Origin of the sequence: Sphaerisporangium rubeum (assembly GCF_014207705.1) — a bacterium.
GTDB classification, from domain to species: domain Bacteria; phylum Actinomycetota; class Actinomycetes; order Streptosporangiales; family Streptosporangiaceae; genus Sphaerisporangium; species Sphaerisporangium rubeum.
On sequence record NZ_JACHIU010000001.1, the window covers coordinates 2,604,386 to 2,626,837 of the forward strand.

Consider the following 22,452-nt stretch of genomic DNA (forward strand, 5'->3'; position numbering starts at 1 on the left):
GCATGGGACGATGGGTCGGTGGCGACGGGTTCGAGGTCGAGGCGATTCGGCTGGACGGGCATACGTTGCTGCGGGTGCGGCAGCATGGATTTCTGGTGGCGTACTGCCGGTCGATCGCCGAGGTGACGCGGTATGTGCCGTTGGAGGAGCTGGTGGAGCTGGTCAGCCTGCCAGTTGGGGAGGCTCGGGTTCGCGGGTGACGGTCTTGGCGGGTTTGTCGTCACGGAGGCCGCGCCAGGAGGGGTGGCGGAGGCGGGACTCGGGGGTCCATTCGGCGTACTGGACCTCGCCTACCAGGACGGGGGCCACCCAGTGCGCGGCTTTGGCCTGGTCGCGGGGGACGGGGGGGTCGAAGGGGGACGTGCGGCGTTCCAGCGGGGCCAGCAGGGTTCCTAGTTCGCGGAGGGTCTCGTCCGTGAAGCCGGTGCCGACGTTGCCTATGTAGGTGAGGCGGCCGGCGTCGTAGACGCCGACCAGGAGGGCTCCCATGGTGGCGGCGCGGCGGCCCTGGCCGGTGGACCAGCCGCCGATGACGACTTCCTGGGTGCGGACGTTCTTGACCTTGATCCAGTCGGGGGTGCGGCGGCCGGGACGGTACGGCGAGCGCAGGCGTTTGGAGACGATGCCTTCGATGCCGAGGCGGCGGCTCAGTTCCAAGGCGTGAGGGCCGTCGTCGCGGAACCACACGGGGACCTGCCAGCGCGCTCCGGGGGTGACGATGTTCTCCAGGAGGCGGCGGCGCTCGGTGTAGGGGAGGCCGACGACGGGGTCGGGGCCGGTGTGCAGGACGTCGAACAGCATGAGGGTCACGGGGACGGTCGCGACCAGGTGGCGGATCCGTTCGCCGTGGCGCTGGTGCATGCGGTGCTGCAGCACCGAGAAGCTCGGCCGGCCGGCTTCGTCGAAGGCGACGATCTCGCCGTCCAGCACGACGTCACGGCCGCCGACGGCGCCGGCGAGCGGGTACAACTCGGGGTAGGCGGCGGTGACGTCCTTGCCGTTGCGGGAGATCAGGCGCAGCGCGCCGCCTTCGACGTAGGCGAGGACCCGGATGCCGTCCCATTTCATCTCATGGCCCCATTCGTCGTCCTGCGCGGACGGCGGCACGGGGCCGAGCTGGGCCAGCATCGGGGTGTACGTGGGAAGTCCCCCCATGAAGGTCTTCCTACCCCGCTCGGAAGATCCGTATGGTCGGTGGTTCCGGCAGGGTTCGTGGTGAGGGGTCCCCTAGGGACGCGACCGGCTCACGGCAGGTCGGCGCAGGCGAGGTCCCCGCCGGGGGGATGTCCGCACTGCCGGGATAATGGCCTTATGAAACTGAGGATCTTCACCGAGCCCCAGCAGGGTGCCTCCTACGAGGACCAGCTCCGCGTGGCCCAGGCCGCCGAGCGCCTGGGGTTCGACGCGTTCTTCCGTTCCGACCACTATCTGCACATGAGCGGCGACGGCCGGCCGGGCCCCACCGACTCGTGGGTGACGCTCGGGGCCCTGGCCCGTGAGACGAGGACCATCCGGCTCGGCACGCTGGTGACGGCGGCGACGTTCCGCCTGCCGGGGCCGCTCGCGATCAGCGTCGCGCAGGTCGACCAGATGAGCGGCGGCCGGGTCGAGTTCGGGTTCGGCACCGGGTGGTTCGACGCCGAGCACAAGGCGTACGGCATCCCGTTCCCGCCGCTCGGTGAGCGTTTCGCGCGGTTCGAGGAGCAACTGGAGATCATCACGGGCCTGTGGACCACCAAGCCGGGGGACGACTACTCCTTCGAGGGGGCCTACTACCGCGTGGTCGACTCCCCGGCGCTGCCGAAGCCCGCGCAGGAGCCGCGTCCGCCGGTCATCATCGGCGGCGGCGGCGCCAAGCGCACCCCGCGGCTGGCGGCGCGGTTCGCCGACGAGTTCAACATGCCGTTCAGCTCACTGGCCGACACCGAGGCGGCGTACGGCCGGGTGCGGGCCGCGTGCGAGGCGGCGGGACGTTCGGCGACCTTGATGTCGGCGGCGCAGGTCGTGTGCGTCGGCGCGGACGAGGCGGAGGTCGAGCGGCGGGCCGCGGCGATCGGACGGCAGAAGGACGAGCTGCGCGAGAACGGCCTGGCGGGGACCCCGGCCGAGGTACTCGACAAGATCGGCACGTTCGGGGAGGCCGGTGCGGAGCGGCTGTACCTGCAGGTGCTGGACCTGTCGGACCTGGATCACCTGGAGCTCATCGCCGCGGAGATCATGCCGCACGTGTGACGGACGCGCGGGGGGACCCCGGGGTGCGGCCGGGATCGTGCCGGGACGGCCTGGCCGTTCACCGGCGCCGGAGCGGTCAGGGACGGCCGGGGACGGGCCGGCGCCTGACGCGGGGGACGGTCAGTGCCCGCGGCCGGGTGGCGGCAGCGGGACGACCTCGCGGCGGTGGTACTCCAGCAGGTCCTCGCCCTGGTCGTACAGGTCGGCCAGCGCCTCGCGGCAGGGGCCGATGACTCGCGGGTCGGTCAGCCGCCGGCCGCCGAGGTGGCGGCCGGCGTGGTCGTACAGCACCTCGTACATGAGGTCGTCGCCGAGGATCAGCAGCTCGGGCAGCAGGCGGTCGGGCTCGTAGTCGCGCACGGCGAAGGCGGGCACCACACGAGCCCGCTCCCCGGCCTCGGCCCGTGCGGCGAGCACGTGTAACTCCCATTGCATGTACGGCGTCAGCGGCGGATCGACCACCCGGATCCGCCGGAACTCGGCGAAGCCCTCGTAGTCCGCCGGGAACGCGCGGCGCATCTCCTCCACCAGCCGCAGGGAACGCTGCCACTCGCCTTCCACCATGGCCACCCAGCTCGGCACGTACGGCTCGTGGAAGTGTTGTGCGCGTTCCAGCTTCCACACCACGCCTCGCGCGCCTTCGTACGCGGCCTGGAACTCCCTGTTGTACGCCTCCCGCGGCAGCGATGTGCCGCTCGCCTGCCGTATCTGCTGGAAGACGTGATGATCGAGGTGGCCGGTCAGTGAGACCACGGCGACTCCTCCTTCGGGTCGGGACGGCGGTGTCCGCCGATGCGCTACCGTCCGATCACGCCACGTGACCGGGGCACAACGAACGCCGCCATGCCCGCGCCAGGTCGCGCCGGGGCATGGCGGCGATACAGAACACGCCGATCATGAAACGCCTGACAAGGCGCGTCAAGACCCAATGTGGCCGTTTTGCCGGCGCACGAACGAGGCCGGGTGGTCCGTCGGGACCACCCGGCCAGGTGACGGCGCCGTCCGCGGGCCGCTTGCGAGGTCAGCGCTCGTGCCGGTGCCGCGGGTGGCGGTGGCGGTGCGTGACGGGGTGCTGATGGTGGCGGTGCGCGAACTTCACAAAGGCGATCACCAGCCAGGCGAGGAACAGCACTTTGACGAGTCCGAACAGCGGCCAGGACCAGCCGGTGACGAGCCCGGTGAGCAGCAGTGCGCCGATCAGGAACAGGGCGACCGGGGGACGGTGACCGTGCCGCCGGTACGGCCGGGGCCGGCGCCGCCACTCGTGGTCCATGCCTGGCCGGCCCGCCAGGTGGTACCCCCATGTCGCGAGGTCGGCGTGCGCGGGGGCCGGCGGCGCCGGTGCGGCGAACGGCCCGTGGGGGAGAGGCGGCGGCGCGAACGGCCCATGGCGGGACGGCGCGGGCCGTCCCCCGTGTGCCTGCGGGGACGGCGCCGTCACCGGCAGGTCGGCCAGCACCTGACGCAGCTCACCGGCCGTGCGTGCCGCCAGCGTGGCGCCGAGCCGCTCGTCGAGTTCGTCGTGGGTGAGACGGCCCTGCGCGAAGTGCTCGCGCAGAGCGGTCATCACCGCGTCGCGCTCGGCGTCGCCGACGCGCAGCCCGTCGTCCCGCGAGGTCATGGACGTCACTCCTCGGTGGTGTCGCCGTCGCCGTCCGCCAGGATCTGGTACAGCTTGCGGCGGGTGTCGGCGAGTGTCTGCTTGGCCTGCCTGATCTGGCCGTCACTTCCGGTCTGCGCGATCTGGAACAGCGCCGCGGCGGCCTGGCGTGACAGGTCGAACAGCTCGAAGACGCCTTCGTCGACGTTCGGCGTCATGTCCTCCCACGGCGAGCGCACCTCGTCGGGGTGCTCGGTGACGTAGGCGCGACCGGCCTCGGTGAGCTGGAACGTCTTGCGGCCGTCGGTCTCGTCGGCGCGGACCAGTCCCTCGTCGGTGAGCTGCTGGAGCGCCGGGTACACCGCGCCGGGGCTCGGCTTCCAGCCCCCCTGGCTGCGCTCGGCGATCTCCTGGATGATCTGGTAGCCGTTTCGGGGCTCCTCTTCGAGCAGCGCCAGGATCGCCGCGCGGACGTCCCCCCGCTTGGCCTTGCGCGGCCCGCCGCGGCCGAACGGCCCCCGTGGCCCGAACCCTCCGAAGCCCCGGCCGAACTCACGGCCGAAGTCCCACGGGAACGGCGGACGCGGCCCACGTCCCCGGTGACGCCGCTCGCGTCCCTCCTCGCCGTGGTCGTGGTGGTGATGCCCGTGGGCCTCGTGCTGATGACCCTCGTGCCACCCGGCCATCGGGCCGAACGCGGCCATGGCGGCCTTCTTGAGCAGTGCGTGGTGGGCCCACGGCGGGCCACCCATCGCGAACGCGTGTGTCATGGATCCCCCTGAAGGATATGCGAGGCGATCGACTGTCGACCACTCTCGATGCTTCAAAGATATATCGCGATGCTACGAAGAACAACCCCTGTGTTCTGATCGATCACCTCGGGCCCGGGACATGCGGAAATACGTGACGCACATCACGTCTGAACGGGAACAGATCCCGGGATCGGGCCGTTGTCTCCATTGGAACGGGATCGTTCTGCTCTGAGAGGGCTGGGGGGTGCTCTTGGAGTAGAACGGTCCCTTCCGCTTTCCGGTGGGTGCCGCGTCCGCTGCCACTGAGCGGGAGCGACACGCCGGGGGTTTACCCATGGTCTTGCTGTGCGTTGCCGGGGTTTTGCCGTAACGTGCGCGAGCGTGATGGTCGAATGATGGGGCATTCGCACGCTCTGACCGGGGCCGGGTTGTGGTTGCTGGCGGCGCCGGCGCTGGCGGTCGTGCCGGAGATCGGCGGACCGGCGGCAGGGCTGGCGCCGGTGGTGTACGGCATGTTGTCGCCGGCGGAGCTGGTGGCGGGGGCCGTCGTCTGCGCGGGGGCGGCCATGCTGCCTGATCTCGACCACCCGCATTCCACGATCGCTCAGACGTTCGGCCCGGCCACGTGGGTGCTCAGCAAGGTCGTCAACTGGCTGAGCGGTGGTCACCGGCACATGACGCACTCGCTGTTCTTCGTGGTCGCGGCGGGGGTCGGTGCGCATCTGCTGGCCGACCACTATCCGATCGGCCGCGACATCATGGTGGTGCTGCTCATCGGGCTGGCGTTGCGGGCCGTCGGGATCGGGGTGCCGCAGCGGACCATCATGTCGGCGATGGTCAACATCGGCCTCACGGCGGGAACGTTCCTTTTCTTCCATTCCCGTGGTGTCGGCTACATGTGGCTGGGGCTGGCGGTCGCCGTGGGGTGCCTGGCGCATGTCGTCGGGGACTGCCTGACCGAGCGGGGCTGCCCGGTGCTGTGGCCGCTCAAGCACAAGTGGCTGCTGCCGTGGAACATGGGGCTGAAGACGGGCCGCAGGTTCGAGGTGAAGATCCTCGGGCCGGTGCTGTCGGTGGTCGTGGTCGGACTGCTCGCGGCGCGCCTGATTCCTGTCATGTGATCGAGGGACGGGACGCGACCTGCGGGGAAGGACCGCGCGCGACCCTGAGGAGCGTGGGATCGCCGCGGGAACCCGCTCATGCCCGGCGGATGATTTGATGTCGAGATATCCGACCCGATATCTTGATATCGAGAGACCTGCCACAGGAACAAGCGGGTTAGGCCATCCTTACTCGCTGCGGCACCCCTCCGGTGCGGCAGGATCTAGGGGCGAGAAACCGGCACAGTGCGACCGATCGTCATAGACGGACGAGAGCGTGATCCAAGGGAGGCGAGTCTCCGTGTCCGCGAACAGCTTCGGCAGCCGTGACACACTCCGCGTCGGTGACGCGGCCTACGAGATCTACCGGCTGGACGCCGTCGAGGGGTCGGCGCGCCTCCCGTACAGCTTGAAGATCCTGCTGGAGAACCTGCTGCGCACCGAGGACGGTGCCAACATCACGGCCGAGCACATCAACGCGCTCGGCGGCTGGGACCCGCAGGCCGCGCCGAGTGTCGAGATCCAGTTCACCCCGGCCCGCGTGATCATGCAGGACTTCACCGGCGTGCCGTGCGTCGTCGACCTCGCCACCATGCGTGAGGCGGTGCGCGACCTCGGGGGAGACCCGGCCAAGATCAACCCGCTGGCCCCGGCCGAGCTGGTCATCGACCACTCGGTCATCGTCGACTACTTCGGCCACCCCGACTCGTTCCGGCGCAACGTCGAGCGTGAGTACGAGCGCAACCGCGAGCGCTACCAGTTCCTGCGCTGGGGCCAGACCGCCTTCGACGAGTTCAAGGTCGTGCCGCCGGGAACCGGCATCGTGCACCAGGTCAACATCGAGCACCTGGCCCGCGTCGTGATGACCCGGCCGGCGGCCGGCGGCACGCTCGCCGCGTACCCCGACACGTGTGTCGGCACCGACTCCCACACCACGATGGAGAACGGCATCGGCGTGCTCGGCTGGGGTGTCGGCGGCATCGAGGCCGAGGCCGCGATGCTCGGCCAGCCGATCTCCATGCTGATCCCGCGCGTCGTCGGCTTCAAGCTGACCGGCGAGCTGCCGGCCGGGGCCACCGCCACCGACCTGGTGCTGACCGTCACCCAGATGCTGCGCAAGCACGGTGTGGTCGGCAAGTTCGTCGAGTTCTACGGCGAAGGCGTCGCGTCGGTGCCGCTCGCCAACCGGGCCACCATCGGCAACATGAGCCCCGAGTTCGGCTCCACCTGCGCCATCTTCCCGATCGACGGCCAGACCATCGACTACCTGCGGCTCACCGGCCGTCCCGAGGAGCAGATCGCTCTGGTGGAGGCGTACGCCAAGGAGCAGGGCCTGTGGCTGGACCCCTCGGGCCCCGAGCCGGTGTTCTCCGAGTACCTGGAGCTGGACCTCGCGACCGTGGTGCCGTCCATCGCGGGCCCGAAGCGACCGCAGGACCGCATCGCGCTGTCGGCCGCCAAGGAGACCTGGCGGCACGACGTGCGCGAGTACGTCCCCGACTTCGCCGGCGACGGCGTCGACGAGGAGATCGACGAGAGCTTCCCCGCCTCCGACCCGCCGTCGTCCAACGCGCGCGCCAACGGCACACGGCCGCACAAGAAGGTCCCGGTCACGCTGGCCGACGGCACGTCGTTCGAGCTGGACCACGGCGTGGTGACGATCGCGGCCATCACCTCGTGCACCAACACCTCCAACCCGTACGTCATGCTCGGCGCGGCGCTGCTCGCCAGGAACGCCGTGGAGAAGGGCCTCACCCGCAAGCCGTGGGTGAAGACCTCCCTGGCCCCCGGCTCGCAGGTCGTGACCGGTTACTTCGAGCGGTCGGGTCTCCAGCCGTACCTCGACAAGATCGGGTTCAACCTGGTCGGGTACGGCTGCACCACCTGCATCGGCAACTCAGGACCGCTGCCGGAGGAGATCTCCGAGGCGGTCCAGGCCAACGACCTCGCGGTGACCGCCGTGCTGTCCGGCAACCGCAACTTCGAGGGCCGCATCAACCCCGACGTGAAGATGAACTACCTGGCCTCGCCGCCGCTGGTGGTCGCCTACGCGCTGGCCGGCACGATGGACATCGACCTTGACACCGAGCCGCTCGGCACCGGGACGGACGGTCAGCCGGTGTTCCTGCGCGACATCTGGCCGGCGCCGGCCGAGGTCGCCGAGTTCGTCGGCTCGTCCATCGACCGCGAGATGTTCACCCGCGACTACGCCGACGTGTTCAAGGGTGACGACACGTGGCGTTCGCTGCCGATCCCGACCGGCGACACCTTCGAGTGGGACCCGGCCTCGACGTACGCGCGCAAGGCGCCGTACTTCGACGGCATGCCGGAGAAGCCCGAGCCGGTGACCGACATCGCCGGGGCCCGCGTGCTGGTCAAGGTGGGGGACTCGGTGACCACCGACCACATCTCGCCGGCCGGCTCCATCAAGCCCGGCACCCCGGCCGCCGAGTACCTGCGGTCCAACGGCGTCGAGGTGCGCGACTTCAACTCCTACGGCTCGCGGCGCGGCAACCACGAGGTCATGATCCGCGGCACGTTCGCCAACATCCGCCTGCGCAACCAGATCGCGCCGGGAACCGAAGGCGGCTACACGCGCGACTTCACCAAGGACGGCGGCCCGGTGTCGTTCATCTACGACGCCTCGGTGAGCTACCAGGCCGCCGGCACCCCGCTGGTGGTCCTCGCCGGCAAGGAGTACGGCTCGGGTTCCTCCCGGGACTGGGCCGCCAAGGGGACGGCGCTGCTCGGGGTGCGCGCCGTCATCGCCGAGTCCTACGAGCGCATCCACCGCTCCAACCTGATCGGCATGGGGGTCCTGCCGCTGCAGTTCCCCGACGGCGAGTCGGCGGCGTCGCTCGGCCTCACCGGCGAGGAGGTCTTCGACATCACCGGTGTCGAGGAGCTCAACTCCGGCACCACCCCGGCCACGGTGACCGTCCGCGCCGGCGACGTCGAGTTCCAGGCACTCGTCCGCATCGACACCCCGGGTGAGGCCGACTACTACCGTCACGGCGGCATCATGCAGTACGTGCTGCGCTCGCTGCTGGCGCGCGCCTGACCTGCGAGGGCCGCGCCGGTTCACCCGGCGCGGCCCTCCGCCGAGTGCCGGCGTGGAAACCTGTTGCGGGTGGCGGGGGCCGGGGCCCTACGGTTGTGGTCCATGGCCGGTGAGTGGTTTGTGTGGGTTATAGCAGGTTTTGCGGTTTTTGTGGGTGCGGTGGTGCAGGGAGGGGTGGGGTTCGGGCTCGGGCTCATGGCGGTGCCGGTGATCACGGTGCTCGATCCGTCGGTGATGCCGGGGGCGGTGCAGATCGTCAACATGAGCCTGCCGGTGTTCACGCTGGCCGCCGAGTGGCGGGGGGTGGACTGGCGGGGGCTCGGGTTCGCGCTGCTCGGCAGGCTGCCGGGGAGCGTGGTCGGCGCGGTGATCGTCACGCAGGTCAGCACGCAGGCGCTCGGGGTGTTCGTGGGGACGATGGTGCTGGTGGCGGTGGGGGTGACGGTGGCGGCGGTGGCGGTGCCGCGTACGGCGCCGACGCTCGGGGCCGCGGGGTTCGTGTCGGGGGTGACGGGGACCGCCACGGGGATCGGCGGGCCGCCGATGGCGCTGGTGTACCAGCACGCCAAGGGACGGCAGGTGCGGGCCACACTCGCGATGTTCTTCTTCCTGTCGGCGGGGCAGTCGCTGGTGATCCTCGCGGCGGTGGATCACCTGCCGGGCCGGTCGGTGCTCACGGGGGTGCTGTTGATCCCCTTCATGGTGGCCGGGTTCGCCGTCTCCGGGCCGCTGCGCAGGTACCTGGACGGGGGACGGGTGCGCGCCGGGATCCTGGTCGTGGCCGCTTTGTCGGCGTTCGTGCTGATCGCACAGCAGCTCGTCCGGTAAATGGCGCGTTTCCCGATTGTTACCGGCGACAACAAATTTTGACCCTCGCAGGTCTGGCGCGCCGCCCCGGCAAGGAATACGTTGCCGCAAACAACATACAAAGAAACGGTTAAGCCGGGATCCGGCCGAGACCGTTCGCGCCGGTCAGAGCTCGGCCGGCACCCCATCCCGACCCCCAACGCCACCGCCGACCGCGGCCGTGGCATCTTTCGAAGCAGAAAGGACCCGGTGCACCTATGCGCAAGGGGATCCTCGGCCTGACCGCCGCCGCGGCGGCGCTTTCTCTCGGTCTCACCGCCTGCGGGGGCGACGGCGGCACCGGCGGCGACACCTCTGCCAGCGGTGGCGCCTCGGCCCCCGCCGAGGCCAAGCCGGGCAAGATCGGCGTCATCCTGCCGGACAGCAAGTCCTCGGCCCGCTGGGAGACCGCGGACCGCAAGTACCTCCAGGAGGCCTTCGAGGCCGCCGGGGTGGCGTACGACATCCAGAACGCGCAGGGCGACAAGACGGCCTTCCAGACCATCGCCGACCAGATGATCACCAACGGCGCGACCGTCCTGGTGATCGTGAACCTGGACAGCGGCACCGGCAAGGCCGTCCTCGACAAGGCCAAGTCGCAGGGTGTCGCCACCATCGACTACGACCGCCTCACCCTCGGCGGCAGCGCCTCCTACTACGTGAGCTTCGACAACGTGAAGGTCGGCACCCTGCAGGGTGAGGGCCTCGTCAAGTGCCTCACCGACAAGAAGGCCGAGAAGCCGATCGTGGCCGAGCTGAACGGCTCGCCGACCGACAACAACGCCACCCTGTTCAAGCAGGGCTACGACGGTGTGCTCCAGCCGAAGTACGACTCCGGCGACTACACCAAGGGCCCCGACCAGTCCGTGCCGGACTGGGACAACGCCAAGGGTGGCCAGATCTTCGAGCAGATGCTGACCTCCGAGCCCAAGATCGCCGGCGTGCTCGCCGCGAACGACGGCCTCGGCAACGCCGCCATCACCGTGCTCAAGAAGCAGAAGCTCAACGGCAAGGTCCCGGTCACCGGCCAGGACGCCACCGTCGAAGGCCTGCAGAACATCCTCGCCGGCGACCAGTGCATGACGGTCTACAAGGCCATCAAGAAGGAAGCCGACGCCACCGCCGAGCTCGCCATCGCGCTGGCCAAGGGTGAGAAGCCGAACGTCAGCGGTTCGGTGAAGGACCCCGAGGGCAACCGGGACGTCCCGTCGGTCCTGCTCGACCCGCAGCCGATCTACTTCGACAGCGTCAAGGACGTCGTCGCGGACGGCTACGTGGCCAAGGAAGACCTGTGCAAGGGCGACTTCGCCGACAAGTGCACCGAGGCCGGAGTCCAGTAGCGATGAGTGGTACGGCCCGCGCGCGAACCGCGCGGGCCGTTTCCACCCAGTCTGAGGAGCAACGTGGCAACCCAACCCGTTCTGGAGGTCCGAGGGCTCGACAAGAGCTTCGGCCCCGTGCAGGTGCTGCACGACGTGGCCTTCTCCGCAAACGCGGGAGAGGTCACCGCCCTGGTCGGCGACAACGGCGCCGGCAAGTCGACCCTGGTCAAGTGCATCGGCGGCATCCATCCGATCGACTCGGGTGAGTACCTCTTCGCCGGCAAGCCGGTCCATGTGAACTCCCCGCGCGAGGCGGCGGAGCTCGGCATCGAGATCGTCTACCAGGACCTCGCGCTGTGCGACAACCTGGACATCGTCCAGAACATGTTCCTCGGCAGGGAACGCCGCAGCGGCCTGGTCCTCGACGAGGCCACGATGGAGGAGATGGCGGCCAAGACCCTGGAGAGCCTGTCGGTCCGCACCGTCAAGTCCATCAGGCAGCTCGTCTCCAGCCTGTCCGGCGGCCAGCGGCAGACCGTGGCCATCGCCAAGGCCGTGCTGTGGAACAGCAAGGTCGTCATCCTGGACGAGCCCACCGCCGCGCTCGGCGTCGCGCAGACCGCGCAGGTGCTGGAGCTCGTGCGCCGGCTGGCCGACCAGGGCCTCGCGGTGGTGCTCATCTCCCACAACCTGAACGACGTCTTCGCGGTGTCCGACCGGATCGCCGCGTTGTACCTGGGTCGCATGGCCGCGCAGGTCAAGACCTCGGACGTGACCCACTCGCAGGTGGTCGAGCTCATCACCTCGGGACGCAGCGGAGAGCTCGGCCTGCAGAATCTCAACGGAGCCACGGCATGAGTACGACGACGATCCCCGAGAAGCCGGTCGCGCAGACACCGAGCATCGGCGGCAACGTCCGCGGTTACCTTGAGCGCGTCAGGGGCGGCGACATGGGAGCCCTCCCGGCGATCTTCGGTCTCATCGTGCTGTGCGTGGCGTTCGCCATCATGCGGCCGGTGTTCCTGTCGGCGATCAACTTCGCCAACCTGTTCACCCAGGGTGCGGCGGTGGCCGTCATCGCGATGGGCCTGGTCTTCGTCCTGCTCCTCGGCGAGATCGACCTGTCCGCCGGCTACACCAGCGGCGTCTGCGCCGCGGTGCTCGCGGTCACGCTCGCGACCTACGGCCTGCCGTGGTACGTGGCGGTGCTCGCCGCGATGATCGCCGGCGTGGTGATCGGCCTGCTGCTCGGCACGCTGGTCGCCAAGGTCGGCATCCCGTCGTTCGTGGTGACGCTGGCCGCGTTCCTCGGCTTCCAGGGCCTGCTGCTGCTCCTGGTCCGTGAGGGCACCAACGTCGCGGTCCGCGACCCGGTGATCATCGCGATCGAGAACAACAACATGGCCCCGGCGCTCGGCTGGGCCCTGTACGCCGTCTGCGTGCTCGGCTACGCGCTGGTGCAGATCGTGCGGGCCAGGCGCCGCGCCGGTCGCGGGCTCGCGGCCGACCCGATCACGCTCATCGCGGTACGGGTGGGTGCGCTCGCGGTGATCGGCGGGCTCGCGGTCTACTTCCTCAACCTGGAGCGCAGCCGCAACGCGCTGATCGTGTCGCTCAAGGGTGTGCCGATCGTGGTGCCGATCGTCGTGGCGCTGCTCATCTTCTGGACGTTCATCCTGCGCCGCACCGCGTTCGGCCGCCACATCTACGCCGTCGGCGGCAACGCCGAGGCGGCGCGCCGCGCCGGCATCAACGTGGACCGCATCAGGATCAGCGCCTTCATGATCTGTTCCGGCATGGCGGCCGTCGGCGGTGTCATCGCGGCGTCGCAGGCCAGTTCGGTCGACCCCAACACCGGCGGCAGCGACGTGCTGCTGTTCGCCGTCGGAGCCGCCGTCATCGGCGGCACCAGCCTGTTCGGCGGCAAGGGACGCGTGCTCGACGCGATACTCGGCGGCGCCGTCGTCGCCGTGATCAACAACGGCATGGGCCTGATGGGGTACAGCGCGAGCGTCAAGTACATCGTCACCGGGCTGGTGCTGCTGCTGGCGGCCGGCGTCGACGCGCTGTCCAGGAAGCGGGCCGCCGCCTCAGGCCTGCGGTGATCGGCGGACCCCTCACGACGACCGCACGACCCGACGGGACCAACGAAGATGATGCGCGCGGGCCCCTCGCAGGACGAGATCCGGCGCCAGAACCTCGGTGCTCTCCTGCGGCACGTGCACCTCGGCGGCCCGACCTCACGGGCCGAGCTCACGAACCTGCTGGGGCTCAACCGCAGCACCATCATGGCCCTCACCGCCGACCTGACGGCGGCGGGCCTGGTGCGCGAGGAACTGCCGCGGGAGAAGCGCAGAGCGGGCCGTCCCTCACTGGTGGTGCGGCCCGAGTCCTCGATGGTGTACGTCATGGCGTTCGACATCGGGGTGGACCGGCTGGTCGCGGCCCGCGTGGGACTCGGCGGCGTGGTCCTGGACCGCAGGGAGACCGTGCGTCCGCGGGGGCCGTTCGTCCTTGAGGACCTGGTCGGGCCGCTCGTGGCGTACTCGCGGCAGATGCTCGGCCGCGCGCGGCGCGGCGCGGTCTGCGTCGGCGTCGGCGTGGCGGTCTCCGGCGGTGTGCGCAACACCGACGGCATGGTGCGCTACAGCCCCAACATCGGCGCCACCGACGTGCCGCTCGGCGCGGTGCTCGGTGAGCGGCTGGCCCTCGGGGTGCCGGTGGTGGTCGGCAACGACGCCAACCTCGGCGCGCTGGCCGAGCAGGCCAGGGGGGTCGCGGTGAACTGCCGCGACCTCGTGTACCTGCACGGCGACGTCGGCGTCGGCGGCGGGGTGATCGCGTCGGGACGGCTGCTCGGCGGCCACGGCGGGTACGGCGGCGAGATCGGCCACATGGTGGTCAACGCCGGGGGACGCTCCTGTGGCTGCGGGTCACGCGGCTGCCTGGAGTCGGAGGTGGGGGAGCGGGCCCTGCTGGAGGCCGCGGGCCGGTTCGGGTCGCAGACCGGCAGGGACGCCGTGCGCTCGGTGGTCGACGCCGCCGACCGCGGCGACGTGCTCGCGCAGGAGGCGCTCAACCGGGTCGGCGACTGGCTCGGCCTCGGCGTGGCCAACCTCGTCAACATCTTCAACCCCGAGATCGTGATCTTCGGCGGCACGCTTCGTGAGATCTACCTCGGCGCGGCGGCGCAGGTGCGCAGCCGGATCACCACCGACGTGATCGGCGCCGCACGTGAGGCGCTGCGGCTGCGCACCCCGTTGCTCGGCGACGACACCACATTGGTCGGCGCGGCCGAACTGGCCTTCGACCAGGTGCTCGCCGACCCGCTGGACACGCTGTCGCGGGCCGGCGAGTCACCCGCGAGCGGGGGCTGACGGCGCCGTCAGGCCACCATCTCCGGACGCGCGATCCAGGTGTTGCAGGCGGAGGGGCCGGCGGCCTTGAAGCCGCGGTTCAGCCAGTTGGCGATGTTCTTCCCCTTGCCGTGGTCGCGGATCTTGTAGATCTCGTCGCCGCTGCGGCGCGTGGAGTCCAGCAGGTCACGCCAGTCCGCCGGGGTGCGGTCCAGGGACTTGTAGACGCTGCCGATGAACGCTCCGGCGAGGCACTCGGCCTGGAGCTCGTTCCTGCGGGTCTGCTCGTTGTACTCGGACTTGCCGCGGCTCGGCAGGCGCAGGTACTCGCCCCAGATGCCGGTGATGTTCTGGATGTGGTGGCCGTACTCGTGCGCGATGACGTCCATGAGGAACAGGTCCTGCGGGTGGTTCACCACGTCGCGGTCCAGGATGATGGTGATCTGCCGGGTGGAGGTGCAGTAGAGCCCCTGCACGTTCTTGCGCCACTTCTCGCCGCACACCTTCTCCGGCTTGGTGATGTAGCGCACCTTCGGCATGGAGAACGGCATGTGCGCCTGGAGGAAGTGCGCGCTCCAGGTCACGTCCAGGCACTTGACCAGCGTGTTCAGGTAGGTGCGCACCGACGCCGCCGAGCCGGCGCGCACGGGACGCTCGGGGCAGTTCGTCACGGGGAGCCGGCCCGAGGTGTACAGCGCGTTCTTGGTGAGGCCGCTCGCGTTCTTGATGGGGTACGAGGCCGGCGGCGCCGCGGCGGCGTGCGCGGTGCCGCCTGCCAGGAGGGACGCCACGACGGCGGGGAGGAGGACCACGGAGGACTTGCCCATGGTCCCGAGAGGGTAGCGAACCTGACCAGTGCCGTAAAACTCAACAAAACATCACGTGTCACCCCAGCTTGCGCCGGGATCGGTCCACAACCGGACAGACCTGTGCGGCAAAGCACAGCAAGAGCCCTGTGAGAGTGCGAGGCTTAGGCAAATAGACTCAGGCTGGTTCGACCAACGGCGGAGGAGATGATTCCGTGAGCGAGCGGAGCCGGCGACCAGGCGATCCGGGCAGTCTGCTGGAGACGGTGAAAGGTCCGGGAGATCTCAAGCGCCTGGAGGCCGACGAGCTGCCACGGCTGGCCGAGGAGATCCGCGAGCTGCTGATCGCCACCACGTCGCGCACCGGCGGCCACCTCGGGCCCAACCTCGGTGTGGTCGAGCTCACCATCGCCATGCACCGGGTCTTCGACTCGCCGCGCGACCGCATCCTGTGGGACACCGGCCACCAGGCGTACGTCCACAAGATCCTCACCGGCCGCGCCGACGACTTCGCGACCCTGCGCCAGGAAGGCGGGCTGTCCGGCTACCCCAGCCAGGCCGAGTCCCCCCACGACGTCATCGAGAACTCCCACGCCTCCACGGCCCTGTCGTACGCCGACGGGCTCGCCAAGGCGTACAAGCTGCGCGGCGAGCACGACCGCACCGTGGTCGCCGTGATCGGCGACGGCGCGCTGACCGGCGGCATGGCCTGGGAGGCGCTCAACAACATCGCCGGCCACGCCAAGGACCCCGAGCGGCCGCTGGTGATCGTGGTCAACGACAACGGCCGGTCCTACTCGCCGACCATCGGCGGCCTCGCCTCCCACCTGGCCTCGCTGCGCATGACGCAGAACTACGAGCACATGCTGGAGTTCGTCAAGCACAACCTCGGCCGCGTCCCCGTGGTCGGCGCGCCGCTCTACGAGACGCTGCACGGCGTCAAGAAGGGCATCAAGGACGTCCTCGCGCCGCAGGTGATGTTCGAGGACCTCGGCCTGAAGTACGTCGGGCCCATCGACGGCCACGACGAGCCGGCCGTCGAGGCGGCGCTGACCCGCGCGCGCGACTTCCGCGGCCCGGTCATCGTGCACGTGCTCACCACCAAGGGCAGCGGCTACCGGCCCGCCGAGGACCACGACGAGGACTGCTTCCACTCGCCGCAGCCGTTCGACGTCGCCACCGGCGAGGAGCGGCCAAAGCCCCACGGGTGGACCAACGTCTTCAGCGACGAGCTGGTGCGCCTCGGCGGTGAGCGCCGCGACATCGTGGCGATCACCGCCGCCATGCTGCACCCCACCGGGCTCGCCGCGTTCGCCGAGGCGTTCCCCGACCGCACCTACGACGTCGGCATCGCCGAGCAGCACGCGGTGACCAGCGCGGCCGGGCTGGCCCTCGGCGGCCTGCACCCCGTGGTCGCCGTGTACGCGACCTTCCTCAACCGCGCCTTCGACCAGCTCCTGATGGACGTCGCGCTGCACCGCCTGCCGGTCACGGTGGTCCTCGACCGCGCCGGCGTCACCGGCGACGACGGCGCCAGCCACAACGGCATGTGGGACATGTCCATCCTGCAGGTCGTGCCGGGCCTGTCCATCGCGGCCCCGCGCGACGCCACCCGGCTGCGCGAGCTGCTCGGCGAGGCCGTCCAGGTCACCGACGCGCCGACCGTGGTCCGTTTCCCCAAGGGGGCCGTCCCCGCCGACATCCCGGCCGCCGGCCGGCTCGGCGGCATGGACGTGCTCCACCCCGCCGCCGACGACCAGCCCGCGGCCGGGGAGCGGCAGGAGCGAGGCCGGGTGCTGCTGGTGGCCGCCGGCGCGATGGCCCACATCTGCGTCGAGGCGGCACGGCTGCTCGCGGACAACGGCGTCGCCGCGACCGTGGTGGACCCCCGCTGGGTGAAGCCGCTCGACGCGGCCCTGGTGACCGCCGCCGCCGAGCATGACCTCGTGGCCGTCGCCGAGGACAACGGCCGGGTGAGCGGCGTCGGTGACGCCGTGGCCCGCCTGCTGCGCGACGCCGGCGTGCTCACCCCGGTGCGCACCTACGGCATCCCCCAGCAGTTCCTCTCCCACGCCAAGCGTCCCACCATCCTCACCGAGATCGGCCTCACTCCCGACCACCTCGCCACCGACCTCACCAAGGCCCTGAAGGACCCGTCGACCCCCCAGATCTCCCTGTAGAGCACTTCCCCTCCTCACCGGCATGAGGGGAGGTTTCCCGGGCAGACGCCAGGGGTCGCCGGTGGTGATTGGGGTGTGACGATGACGATTTTCCGCACCAAGTCCGTGGAGCACTCGCTGGAGGACACCGAGGCTCCCGAGCATCGGCTGCGGCGCAGGCTCAGCGCGCTCGACCTCACCGTTTTCGGGGTGGGGGTGATCGTCGGGACCGGCATCTTCGTGCTGACCGGCGAGGTCGCCAAGGAGACCGCTGGCCCCGCCGTGGCGCTGTCGTTCATCGTCGCCGGGGTGGTGTGCGGGCTCGCGGCGCTCTGCTACGCCGAGTTCGCCTCCGCCGTGCCGGTCGCCGGGTCGGCGTACACGTTCTCCTACGCCACGGTCGGCGAGTTCCCCGCCTGGATCGTCGGGTGGGACCTCATGCTGGAGATGGCGCTCGGCGCGGCCGTGGTCGCCGTGGGCTGGTCGGGGTACTTCTCCGAGCTGCTCACGACCATGGGGATACGGCTACCCGAGGCCGTCGCGGGGGAGAACGCCGTGTTCAACGTCCCCGCGGTCGTCATCGTGCTCATCCTCACCTGGGTGCTGGTGGCCGGCATCAAGCTGTCGGCGCGGGTCAACCTCATCGTGGTGACGATCAAGGTGGCGGTGATCCTGCTGGTCGTCGTCGCCGGGCTGTTCTTCGTGAGCAAGGCCAACTACACGCCGTTCGTCCCCCCGGCCGAGGCCACCCCCAAGGTCGGCGGGCTCCAGGCGCCGCTGATCCAGCTCCTGTTCGGCATCACCCCCGTCTCCTTCGGGGTGTTCGGCGTCTTCGCCGGCGCCGCCATCGTCTTCTTCGCGTTCATCGGGTTCGACGTCGTGGCCACCGCCGCCGAGGAGACCCGCGACCCGCAGCGCGACCTGCCGATCGGCATCATCGGCTCCCTCGTCGTCTGCACCGTGCTGTACGTCGCGGTGTCGCTCGTCGTCGTCGGCATGCGGCCCTACGACCGGCTGAGCACCGAGGCGCCGCTCGCCACGGCGTTCCGCGAGGTGGGGCAACCCTGGCTCGCCACGATCATCAGCATCGGCGCGCTGGCCGGCCTGACCACCGTCGTCATGATCCTCATGCTGGGTCAGAGCCGGGTGTTCTTCGCGATGAGCAGGGACAACCTGCTGCCGCGGTCGCTGGCCACCGTGCACCCCCACTACGGCACGCCGTACCGCATCACGCTGATCATCGGTGGGGTGACCGCGCTGCTCGCGGGGCTGATCCCGCTGTCGGCGCTCGCCGAGCTGGTGAACATCGGCACGCTGTTCGCGTTCGTGCTGGTGTCCATCAGCGTGGTGATCCTGCGGCGGACCCGGCCCGACCTGCCGCGGTCGTTCCGCACACCGCTCGTGCCGGTCGTGCCGGCCCTGGCGGCGGTGGCGTGCCTGTACCTCATGGTGAACCTCCCCGTCGAGACATGGCTGCGGTTCTTCGTGTGGATGCTGATCGGCGTCGTCGTCTACTTCGCCTACGGCGCGCGGCACAGCCGGGTCGCGGCACGCGAGACCACGCGGGACGCCACGGGCTGACCCGGGTCACGCCGTGTCCGGCCCGGCAGCACAATGGGGAGAAGGACGCGGAGAGGCAGGTCATGGTCACGCTGGAGGACGTCGCCAGGGAGGCGGGTGTGTCCCTGGCGACGGCGTCGCGGGTGCTGAACGGCAGCACCCGCCAGGTCGGCGCGGCCATGCGCGCACGGGTGGAGTCCGCCGCCGCGCGGCTCGGGTACCGCGTCGACGCGACCGCGCAGACCCTGGCCAGAGGCGCCAGCAACATCGTCGGCCTCGTCGTGCAGGACCTCACCGACCACTACTTCGCCGCGATCGCCGACGGCGTCATCCGCTCGGCCGACCTGCTCGACATGGTGGTGACCATCACCACCACCTACCGCGACCCCGAGCGGGAGATCGCGCAGATCGCCACGATGCGCGCGCAACGCGCCAGGATCGTGGTCATCGCCGGTTCACGTGTCTCCGACGAGCGCATGGTGCGGCGGCTCTGCGACGAGCTGGACGCCTACCGCGCCGGCGGTGGCCGGGTGGCGCTCATCGGCCAGAGCCTCGGCGGGGTGGACACCGTGGCCCCGATGAACCGCGAAGGCGCCGCTCGCCTGGCCCACACGCTCGCCGGCTTCGGCCACCGCCGCTTCGCCGTACTGTCCGGTCCGCCGGGTCTGCGCACCGCCGTCGACCGCTGCGAGGGCTTCAGCGGCGCGCTCGCCGAGCTCGGTCTGCCGCCGCCGCTGGTGCTCAAAGGCGGCTTCGACCGCGACGGCGGCTATGAGGCCGCTCTCGGGCTGCTGGACCTCCGGGCCGACGTGACCTGCGTGTACGCGGTCAACGACGTCATGGCGGTAGGCGCGCTCGCCGCGTTCCGCGAGCGCGGCGTCCGCGTCCCCGGCGATCTGTCGCTGGCGGGCTTCGACGACATCAAGCTGTTGCGCGACACCGTGCCGCCGCTGACGACCGTGCGCCTCCCGCTCGCCACGATGGGGGCCATGGCGCTGGACCTGGCCCTGACGAGCGGCGACGTCGCGCGCACCGAGCACGTCCCCGGCGAGGTGATCCTGCGCGCCAGCGTCGCCGCGGTGCCGCACCCCGAGCCCACCGGGCTCGCCACCTGACCTGGTCAGAGCTCTGTGTCGCTCTTGGTCTCCAGCCGGATCAGGGCCTTGGACAGCACGTGCGCCGTCAGCGCGATCTGCCACTCGCGCGCGCCGAGCTCGCGCAGGCGCGCCGCCACGGCGTCGTCGCCGAGGTCGGCGGGGGGTTCCCAGGTGAGGCGGCGGATGGCGTCCGGCTGCAGGAGGTTCTCCGTCGGCATGTGGTGGGAGTCGGCGAGGGCCGCGACGGCGGTGCGCGCGGCGGCCAGGCGTTTGGCGGCGGCGGGGTCGCGGTCGGCCCAGCGGTTGGCGGGAGGCGGGCCGTCGCCGGGAGCGCTCGGGTGGGGGAGCTGCGTCTCGGGGAGCACGCGGGCCCTGCCGATGGCGCCGAGCCACTCACGCAGGTGACGGCGTGCGCTGCGGCCGGTGAACGGCGCGATGTCGGTGAGAGCCTTGGTGGTGCGCGGCTGCTCCAGCGCGGCCGTCACGATCGCCGAGTCCGGCAGCACCCGGCCAGGCGCGAGGTCGGCGCGGCGGGCCAGCTCGTCGCGCAGCGTCCACAGCTCACGCACCACCGCGAGACCGCGCAGGGTGCGCACCCGGTGGATGCCGGACGTACGGCGCCACGGGTCGGTGCGCGGCGGGGACGGCGCGGCGGCGAGGATCGCGGCGAACTCCTCGCTGGCCCACTCCAGCTTGCCGCTGGACTCCAGCTCGGCGTGCAGCGCGTCACGCAGCTCGATCAGCACCTCGACGTCCAGCGCGGCGTACCGCAGCCAGTCCTCGGGAAGGGGACGGTGCGACCAGTCGGCCGCCGAGTGACCCTTCTCCAGGCGCAGCCCGAGCACATTCTCGACCATGGTGCCGAGCCCCACGCGTTCGTAGCCGAGCAACCGGCCCGCGAGTTCGGTGTCGAACAGCCGCCGCGGCACGAATCCGACCTCGGCGAGACACGCGAGGTCCTGCGTGGCGGCGTGCAGCACCACCTCGGCGCCGGCCACCGCGGCGTTCAGCCCCGACAGGTCGGGGCAGGCGATCGGGTCGACGAGCGCGGTGCCGGCGCCGGCCCGGCGCAGCTGCACGAGGTAGGCCCGGCCGCTGTAGCGGTAGCCGGAGGCGCGTTCGGCGTCGACGGCGACCGGGCCGTCGCCGCCGGCGAACGCGCGGACGACCACGTCGAGCGCGGCGGGGTCCTCGACGACAGGAGGGATGCCGTCACGCGGCTCAAGCAGCGGTACGGCCTCTGATGCGGGGATGGTTTCGTCGGTCACGTCCTGAAGGGCTCCGGATCTTCGCGACGCGCGGGCCGAGGCGGAAGGCTCGCGACGTCGGGTGGCAGGGGCGGTATGCCGGCCGCCAGGCACATCAGGTCGCACCAGGCGGCGACGTGCGCGGACAGGTCCTCCTCCAGGGGGGACCACGACGCACGCAGTTCGAGCTCGGTGGTGACCGGGTCCTCGGCCTTGTTGCCGAACCCCTCGGACACGGCCCGGGTGACCGTGCCGCCGGCCGCGGCGTACCGCGCGTGGTGCGCGTCGAGCGCCTCGGTCAGCCAGCTCCACGCGACGGGGCCGAGCATGGGGTCGGAGGTGATCTCGGGTTCCATGTCGGCGCGCACGTACGCGACCAGCCGGAACGGGCCGTCCCAGCCGCGCTGGCCGTCGGGGTCGAACAACATGATCAGCCGGCCGACGGCCAGCTCGTCGTCCCCGCGCACCACCGACGCGCCGACGGCACCCGAGTAGGGGGCGAGGCGCCGCGGCGCGGGGATGTCCTCCAGCTCGATCTCGGGCCTGACCTCGGCGGGACGCAGGCTCGCCAGCGCGCGCCTGAAGGCGGCCGGGGCCGGTGGCGCGTCACCGATGGTCATGATGGCAGCGTAGGCCGGAGGGGGAGGTGCCGGAAGCGGCGGGGTGCGCGCTGGATGCATGACAGGTGATCAACCTGCCATCACCGAGGCGCCGTCACGCCCCGCCCGCGCCTCGTCGCCGGCGGAACCGTGGAACCGCCAGGTCTGCCGTCCGGCGGAACGGAGCGCACGGCGCACGGTCAGCGTGCGGTGCTCGGAGGAACTCCATGTCGCGGTCATCGCCGGCCTTTCATCGGGTCGTCCCCTCACGTCGAGCGCTCGCGTGGACGGCGCGGCGCGTCGCCCGGCGCTCCCTCCGCGCGCCTGATCCGCGAACTTCAGGGCTGGTCCGACGTTGGCACGTCACGGCGACATTTCCCCGCAACGCGCTCGGCGTGTCCCGAAAGTGGTCACCGATTCGGGGCCGCACGGTGATTTGGCGAACATTTGACGCATGTGCACCCTGTTTGCGGACCTTGTGTGAGTCGTACTGTACCTCCGCCAGAAGTTTCGTAGCCCCGGCGGACTCTCCGCCGCCAAGACCCCGGCACCACCAAACCCGACAAAGTGTATGCAGCCCTGTGTCTATTGTCATTAACGGACAAGACCTGGAGCAAATATCTTTTACCGCAACCCCGGCCGATGACCACCCCGGCGTCGGCACGGAGGGGTGCCGCCGCGCCGCTGAAGGGGCCGGTAGGGGGCCTGAGGGGGA

20 protein-coding genes are annotated in these 22,452 nt (G+C 70.7%); 12 read left to right on the plus strand and 8 right to left on the minus strand.

Annotated elements, in window-relative coordinates; all coding sequences use genetic code 11:
• Positions 1 to 2: 2 nt before the first annotated feature.
• Positions 3 to 200: a transposase gene (locus tag BJ992_RS11115; RefSeq protein WP_184980135.1), complete on the plus strand. Its 198-nt coding sequence runs from the start codon at positions 3 to 5 to the stop codon at positions 198 to 200.
• On the opposite strand, the gene ligD is transcribed toward BJ992_RS11115, so the two are convergent.
• Positions 163 to 1,155 carry a non-homologous end-joining DNA ligase gene (gene ligD, locus BJ992_RS11120; RefSeq protein ID WP_184980137.1) on the minus strand — a complete coding sequence of 331 codons (993 nt, stop codon included), beginning with the start codon at positions 1,153 to 1,155 and terminating at the stop codon, positions 163 to 165. The two genes, BJ992_RS11115 and ligD, sit on opposite strands and share 38 nt — an antisense overlap.
• Before the next feature lie 156 nt (positions 1,156 to 1,311).
• Between ligD and BJ992_RS11125 the strand changes: the two genes are divergently transcribed.
• A complete protein-coding gene (locus BJ992_RS11125; RefSeq protein WP_184980139.1) occupies positions 1,312 to 2,232 on the plus strand; it encodes an LLM class F420-dependent oxidoreductase in 921 nt (306 codons plus the stop codon).
• A 120-nt stretch (positions 2,233 to 2,352) separates the two neighbouring features.
• On the opposite strand, the gene BJ992_RS11130 is transcribed toward BJ992_RS11125, so the two are convergent.
• The 3 genes from BJ992_RS11130 to BJ992_RS11140 form a co-directional block, all read right to left on the minus strand.
• A complete protein-coding gene (locus BJ992_RS11130) occupies positions 2,353 to 2,985 on the minus strand; it encodes a DUF6879 family protein (RefSeq protein WP_184980141.1) in 633 nt (210 codons plus the stop codon).
• Between the two features lie 268 nt (positions 2,986 to 3,253).
• The gene (locus tag BJ992_RS11135) at positions 3,254 to 3,853 is read right to left on the minus strand and encodes a DUF1707 SHOCT-like domain-containing protein (protein WP_184980143.1); all 600 of its coding nucleotides are present in this window, start codon (positions 3,851 to 3,853) and stop codon (positions 3,254 to 3,256) included.
• 5 nt (positions 3,854 to 3,858) lie between these two features.
• A complete protein-coding gene (locus tag BJ992_RS11140; RefSeq protein ID WP_246496602.1) occupies positions 3,859 to 4,602 on the minus strand; it encodes a PadR family transcriptional regulator in 744 nt (247 codons plus the stop codon).
• Between the two features lie 377 nt (positions 4,603 to 4,979).
• Here BJ992_RS11140 and BJ992_RS11145 point away from each other — a divergent pair, with 377 nt between their 5' ends.
• From BJ992_RS11145 to BJ992_RS11175, 7 genes are all read left to right on the plus strand, one after another.
• Positions 4,980 to 5,705 carry a metal-dependent hydrolase gene (locus BJ992_RS11145; RefSeq protein ID WP_246496603.1) on the plus strand — a complete coding sequence of 242 codons (726 nt, stop codon included), beginning with the start codon at positions 4,980 to 4,982 and terminating at the stop codon, positions 5,703 to 5,705.
• 280 nt (positions 5,706 to 5,985) lie between these two features.
• The gene (gene acnA, locus BJ992_RS11150; RefSeq protein ID WP_184980146.1) at positions 5,986 to 8,745 is read left to right on the plus strand and encodes an aconitate hydratase AcnA; all 2,760 of its coding nucleotides are present in this window, start codon (positions 5,986 to 5,988) and stop codon (positions 8,743 to 8,745) included.
• Positions 8,746 to 8,847: 102 nt separating this feature from the next.
• On the plus strand, positions 8,848 to 9,573 hold the full coding sequence (locus BJ992_RS11155) for a sulfite exporter TauE/SafE family protein (RefSeq protein ID WP_184980148.1): 726 nt from the start codon (positions 8,848 to 8,850) through the stop codon (positions 9,571 to 9,573).
• Between the two features lie 236 nt (positions 9,574 to 9,809).
• The gene (locus BJ992_RS11160; protein ID WP_184980150.1) at positions 9,810 to 10,931 is read left to right on the plus strand and encodes a sugar ABC transporter substrate-binding protein; all 1,122 of its coding nucleotides are present in this window, start codon (positions 9,810 to 9,812) and stop codon (positions 10,929 to 10,931) included.
• 63 nt (positions 10,932 to 10,994) lie between these two features.
• Positions 10,995 to 11,771, plus strand: coding sequence for an ATP-binding cassette domain-containing protein (locus BJ992_RS11165; protein ID WP_184980152.1), 777 nt, complete (start codon positions 10,995 to 10,997; stop codon positions 11,769 to 11,771).
• A complete protein-coding gene (locus BJ992_RS11170; protein WP_184980154.1) occupies positions 11,768 to 13,018 on the plus strand; it encodes a sugar ABC transporter permease in 1,251 nt (416 codons plus the stop codon). Before BJ992_RS11165 ends, BJ992_RS11170 begins: the two co-directional genes overlap by 4 nt.
• 51 nt (positions 13,019 to 13,069) lie before the next feature.
• Entirely contained in the window at positions 13,070 to 14,290 is a 1,221-nt protein-coding gene (locus BJ992_RS11175; protein WP_184987894.1) for an ROK family transcriptional regulator, read from the plus strand.
• Positions 14,291 to 14,298: 8 nt separating this feature from the next.
• Here the strand turns inward: BJ992_RS11175 and BJ992_RS11180 are convergent, their stop codons facing one another.
• Positions 14,299 to 15,096, minus strand: a complete 798-nt coding sequence (locus tag BJ992_RS11180) for a neutral zinc metallopeptidase (protein ID WP_184980156.1) — start codon at positions 15,094 to 15,096, stop codon at positions 14,299 to 14,301.
• 194 nt (positions 15,097 to 15,290) lie between these two features.
• On the opposite strand from BJ992_RS11180, the gene dxs reads away from it, so the two are divergent.
• The 3 genes from dxs (at position 15,291) to BJ992_RS11195 (ending at position 19,909) form a co-directional block, all read left to right on the plus strand.
• Positions 15,291 to 17,255: a 1-deoxy-D-xylulose-5-phosphate synthase gene (dxs, locus tag BJ992_RS11185; protein ID WP_343072610.1), complete on the plus strand. Its 1,965-nt coding sequence runs from the start codon at positions 15,291 to 15,293 to the stop codon at positions 17,253 to 17,255.
• Between the two features lie 81 nt (positions 17,256 to 17,336).
• On the plus strand, positions 17,337 to 18,815 hold the full coding sequence (locus BJ992_RS11190) for an amino acid permease (protein ID WP_221474765.1): 1,479 nt from the start codon (positions 17,337 to 17,339) through the stop codon (positions 18,813 to 18,815).
• Positions 18,816 to 18,877: 62 nt separating this feature from the next.
• Complete coding sequence (locus BJ992_RS11195) at positions 18,878 to 19,909, plus strand: LacI family DNA-binding transcriptional regulator (RefSeq protein ID WP_184980160.1); 1,032 nt, start codon at positions 18,878 to 18,880, stop codon at positions 19,907 to 19,909.
• A gap of 5 nt (positions 19,910 to 19,914) precedes the next feature.
• Here the strand turns inward: BJ992_RS11195 and BJ992_RS11200 are convergent, their stop codons facing one another.
• The 3 genes from BJ992_RS11200 to BJ992_RS11210 form a co-directional block, all read right to left on the minus strand.
• The gene (locus BJ992_RS11200; protein WP_184980162.1) at positions 19,915 to 21,159 is read right to left on the minus strand and encodes an HRDC domain-containing protein; all 1,245 of its coding nucleotides are present in this window, start codon (positions 21,157 to 21,159) and stop codon (positions 19,915 to 19,917) included.
• On the minus strand, positions 21,156 to 21,758 hold the full coding sequence (locus BJ992_RS11205) for a DUF3000 domain-containing protein (RefSeq protein WP_184980164.1): 603 nt from the start codon (positions 21,756 to 21,758) through the stop codon (positions 21,156 to 21,158). The genes BJ992_RS11200 and BJ992_RS11205 overlap by 4 nt, the downstream gene beginning before the upstream one ends.
• Before the next feature lie 69 nt (positions 21,759 to 21,827).
• Entirely contained in the window at positions 21,828 to 21,977 is a 150-nt protein-coding gene (locus tag BJ992_RS11210) for a hypothetical protein (RefSeq protein WP_184980166.1), read from the minus strand.
• Positions 21,978 to 22,452: the final 475 nt, after the last annotated feature.

What these genes read in the sequence shown, in the direction of transcription:
- BJ992_RS11115 (WP_184980135.1), top strand. Translation starts at nt 3, where the DNA reads ATGGGACGATGGGTCGGTGGCGACGGGTTCGAGGTCGAGGCGATTCGG.
- ligD (WP_184980137.1), bottom strand. Translation starts at nt 1,155, where the DNA reads ATGGGGGGACTTCCCACGTACACCCCGATGCTGGCCCAGCTCGGCCCC.
- BJ992_RS11125 (WP_184980139.1), top strand. Translation starts at nt 1,312, where the DNA reads ATGAAACTGAGGATCTTCACCGAGCCCCAGCAGGGTGCCTCCTACGAG.
- BJ992_RS11135 (WP_184980143.1), bottom strand. Translation starts at nt 3,853, where the DNA reads ATGACCTCGCGGGACGACGGGCTGCGCGTCGGCGACGCCGAGCGCGAC.
- BJ992_RS11140 (WP_246496602.1), bottom strand. Translation starts at nt 4,602, where the DNA reads ATGACACACGCGTTCGCGATGGGTGGCCCGCCGTGGGCCCACCACGCA.
- BJ992_RS11145 (WP_246496603.1), top strand. Translation starts at nt 4,980, where the DNA reads ATGGGGCATTCGCACGCTCTGACCGGGGCCGGGTTGTGGTTGCTGGCG.
- BJ992_RS11155 (WP_184980148.1), top strand. Translation starts at nt 8,848, where the DNA reads ATGGCCGGTGAGTGGTTTGTGTGGGTTATAGCAGGTTTTGCGGTTTTT.
- BJ992_RS11160 (WP_184980150.1), top strand. Translation starts at nt 9,810, where the DNA reads ATGCGCAAGGGGATCCTCGGCCTGACCGCCGCCGCGGCGGCGCTTTCT.
- BJ992_RS11170 (WP_184980154.1), top strand. Translation starts at nt 11,768, where the DNA reads ATGAGTACGACGACGATCCCCGAGAAGCCGGTCGCGCAGACACCGAGC.
- BJ992_RS11175 (WP_184987894.1), top strand. Translation starts at nt 13,070, where the DNA reads ATGCGCGCGGGCCCCTCGCAGGACGAGATCCGGCGCCAGAACCTCGGT.
- BJ992_RS11180 (WP_184980156.1), bottom strand. Translation starts at nt 15,096, where the DNA reads ATGGGCAAGTCCTCCGTGGTCCTCCTCCCCGCCGTCGTGGCGTCCCTC.
- BJ992_RS11190 (WP_221474765.1), top strand. Translation starts at nt 17,337, where the DNA reads ATGACGATTTTCCGCACCAAGTCCGTGGAGCACTCGCTGGAGGACACC.
- BJ992_RS11195 (WP_184980160.1), top strand. Translation starts at nt 18,878, where the DNA reads ATGGTCACGCTGGAGGACGTCGCCAGGGAGGCGGGTGTGTCCCTGGCG.
- BJ992_RS11205 (WP_184980164.1), bottom strand. Translation starts at nt 21,758, where the DNA reads ATGACCATCGGTGACGCGCCACCGGCCCCGGCCGCCTTCAGGCGCGCG.
- BJ992_RS11210 (WP_184980166.1), bottom strand. Translation starts at nt 21,977, where the DNA reads ATGACCGCGACATGGAGTTCCTCCGAGCACCGCACGCTGACCGTGCGC.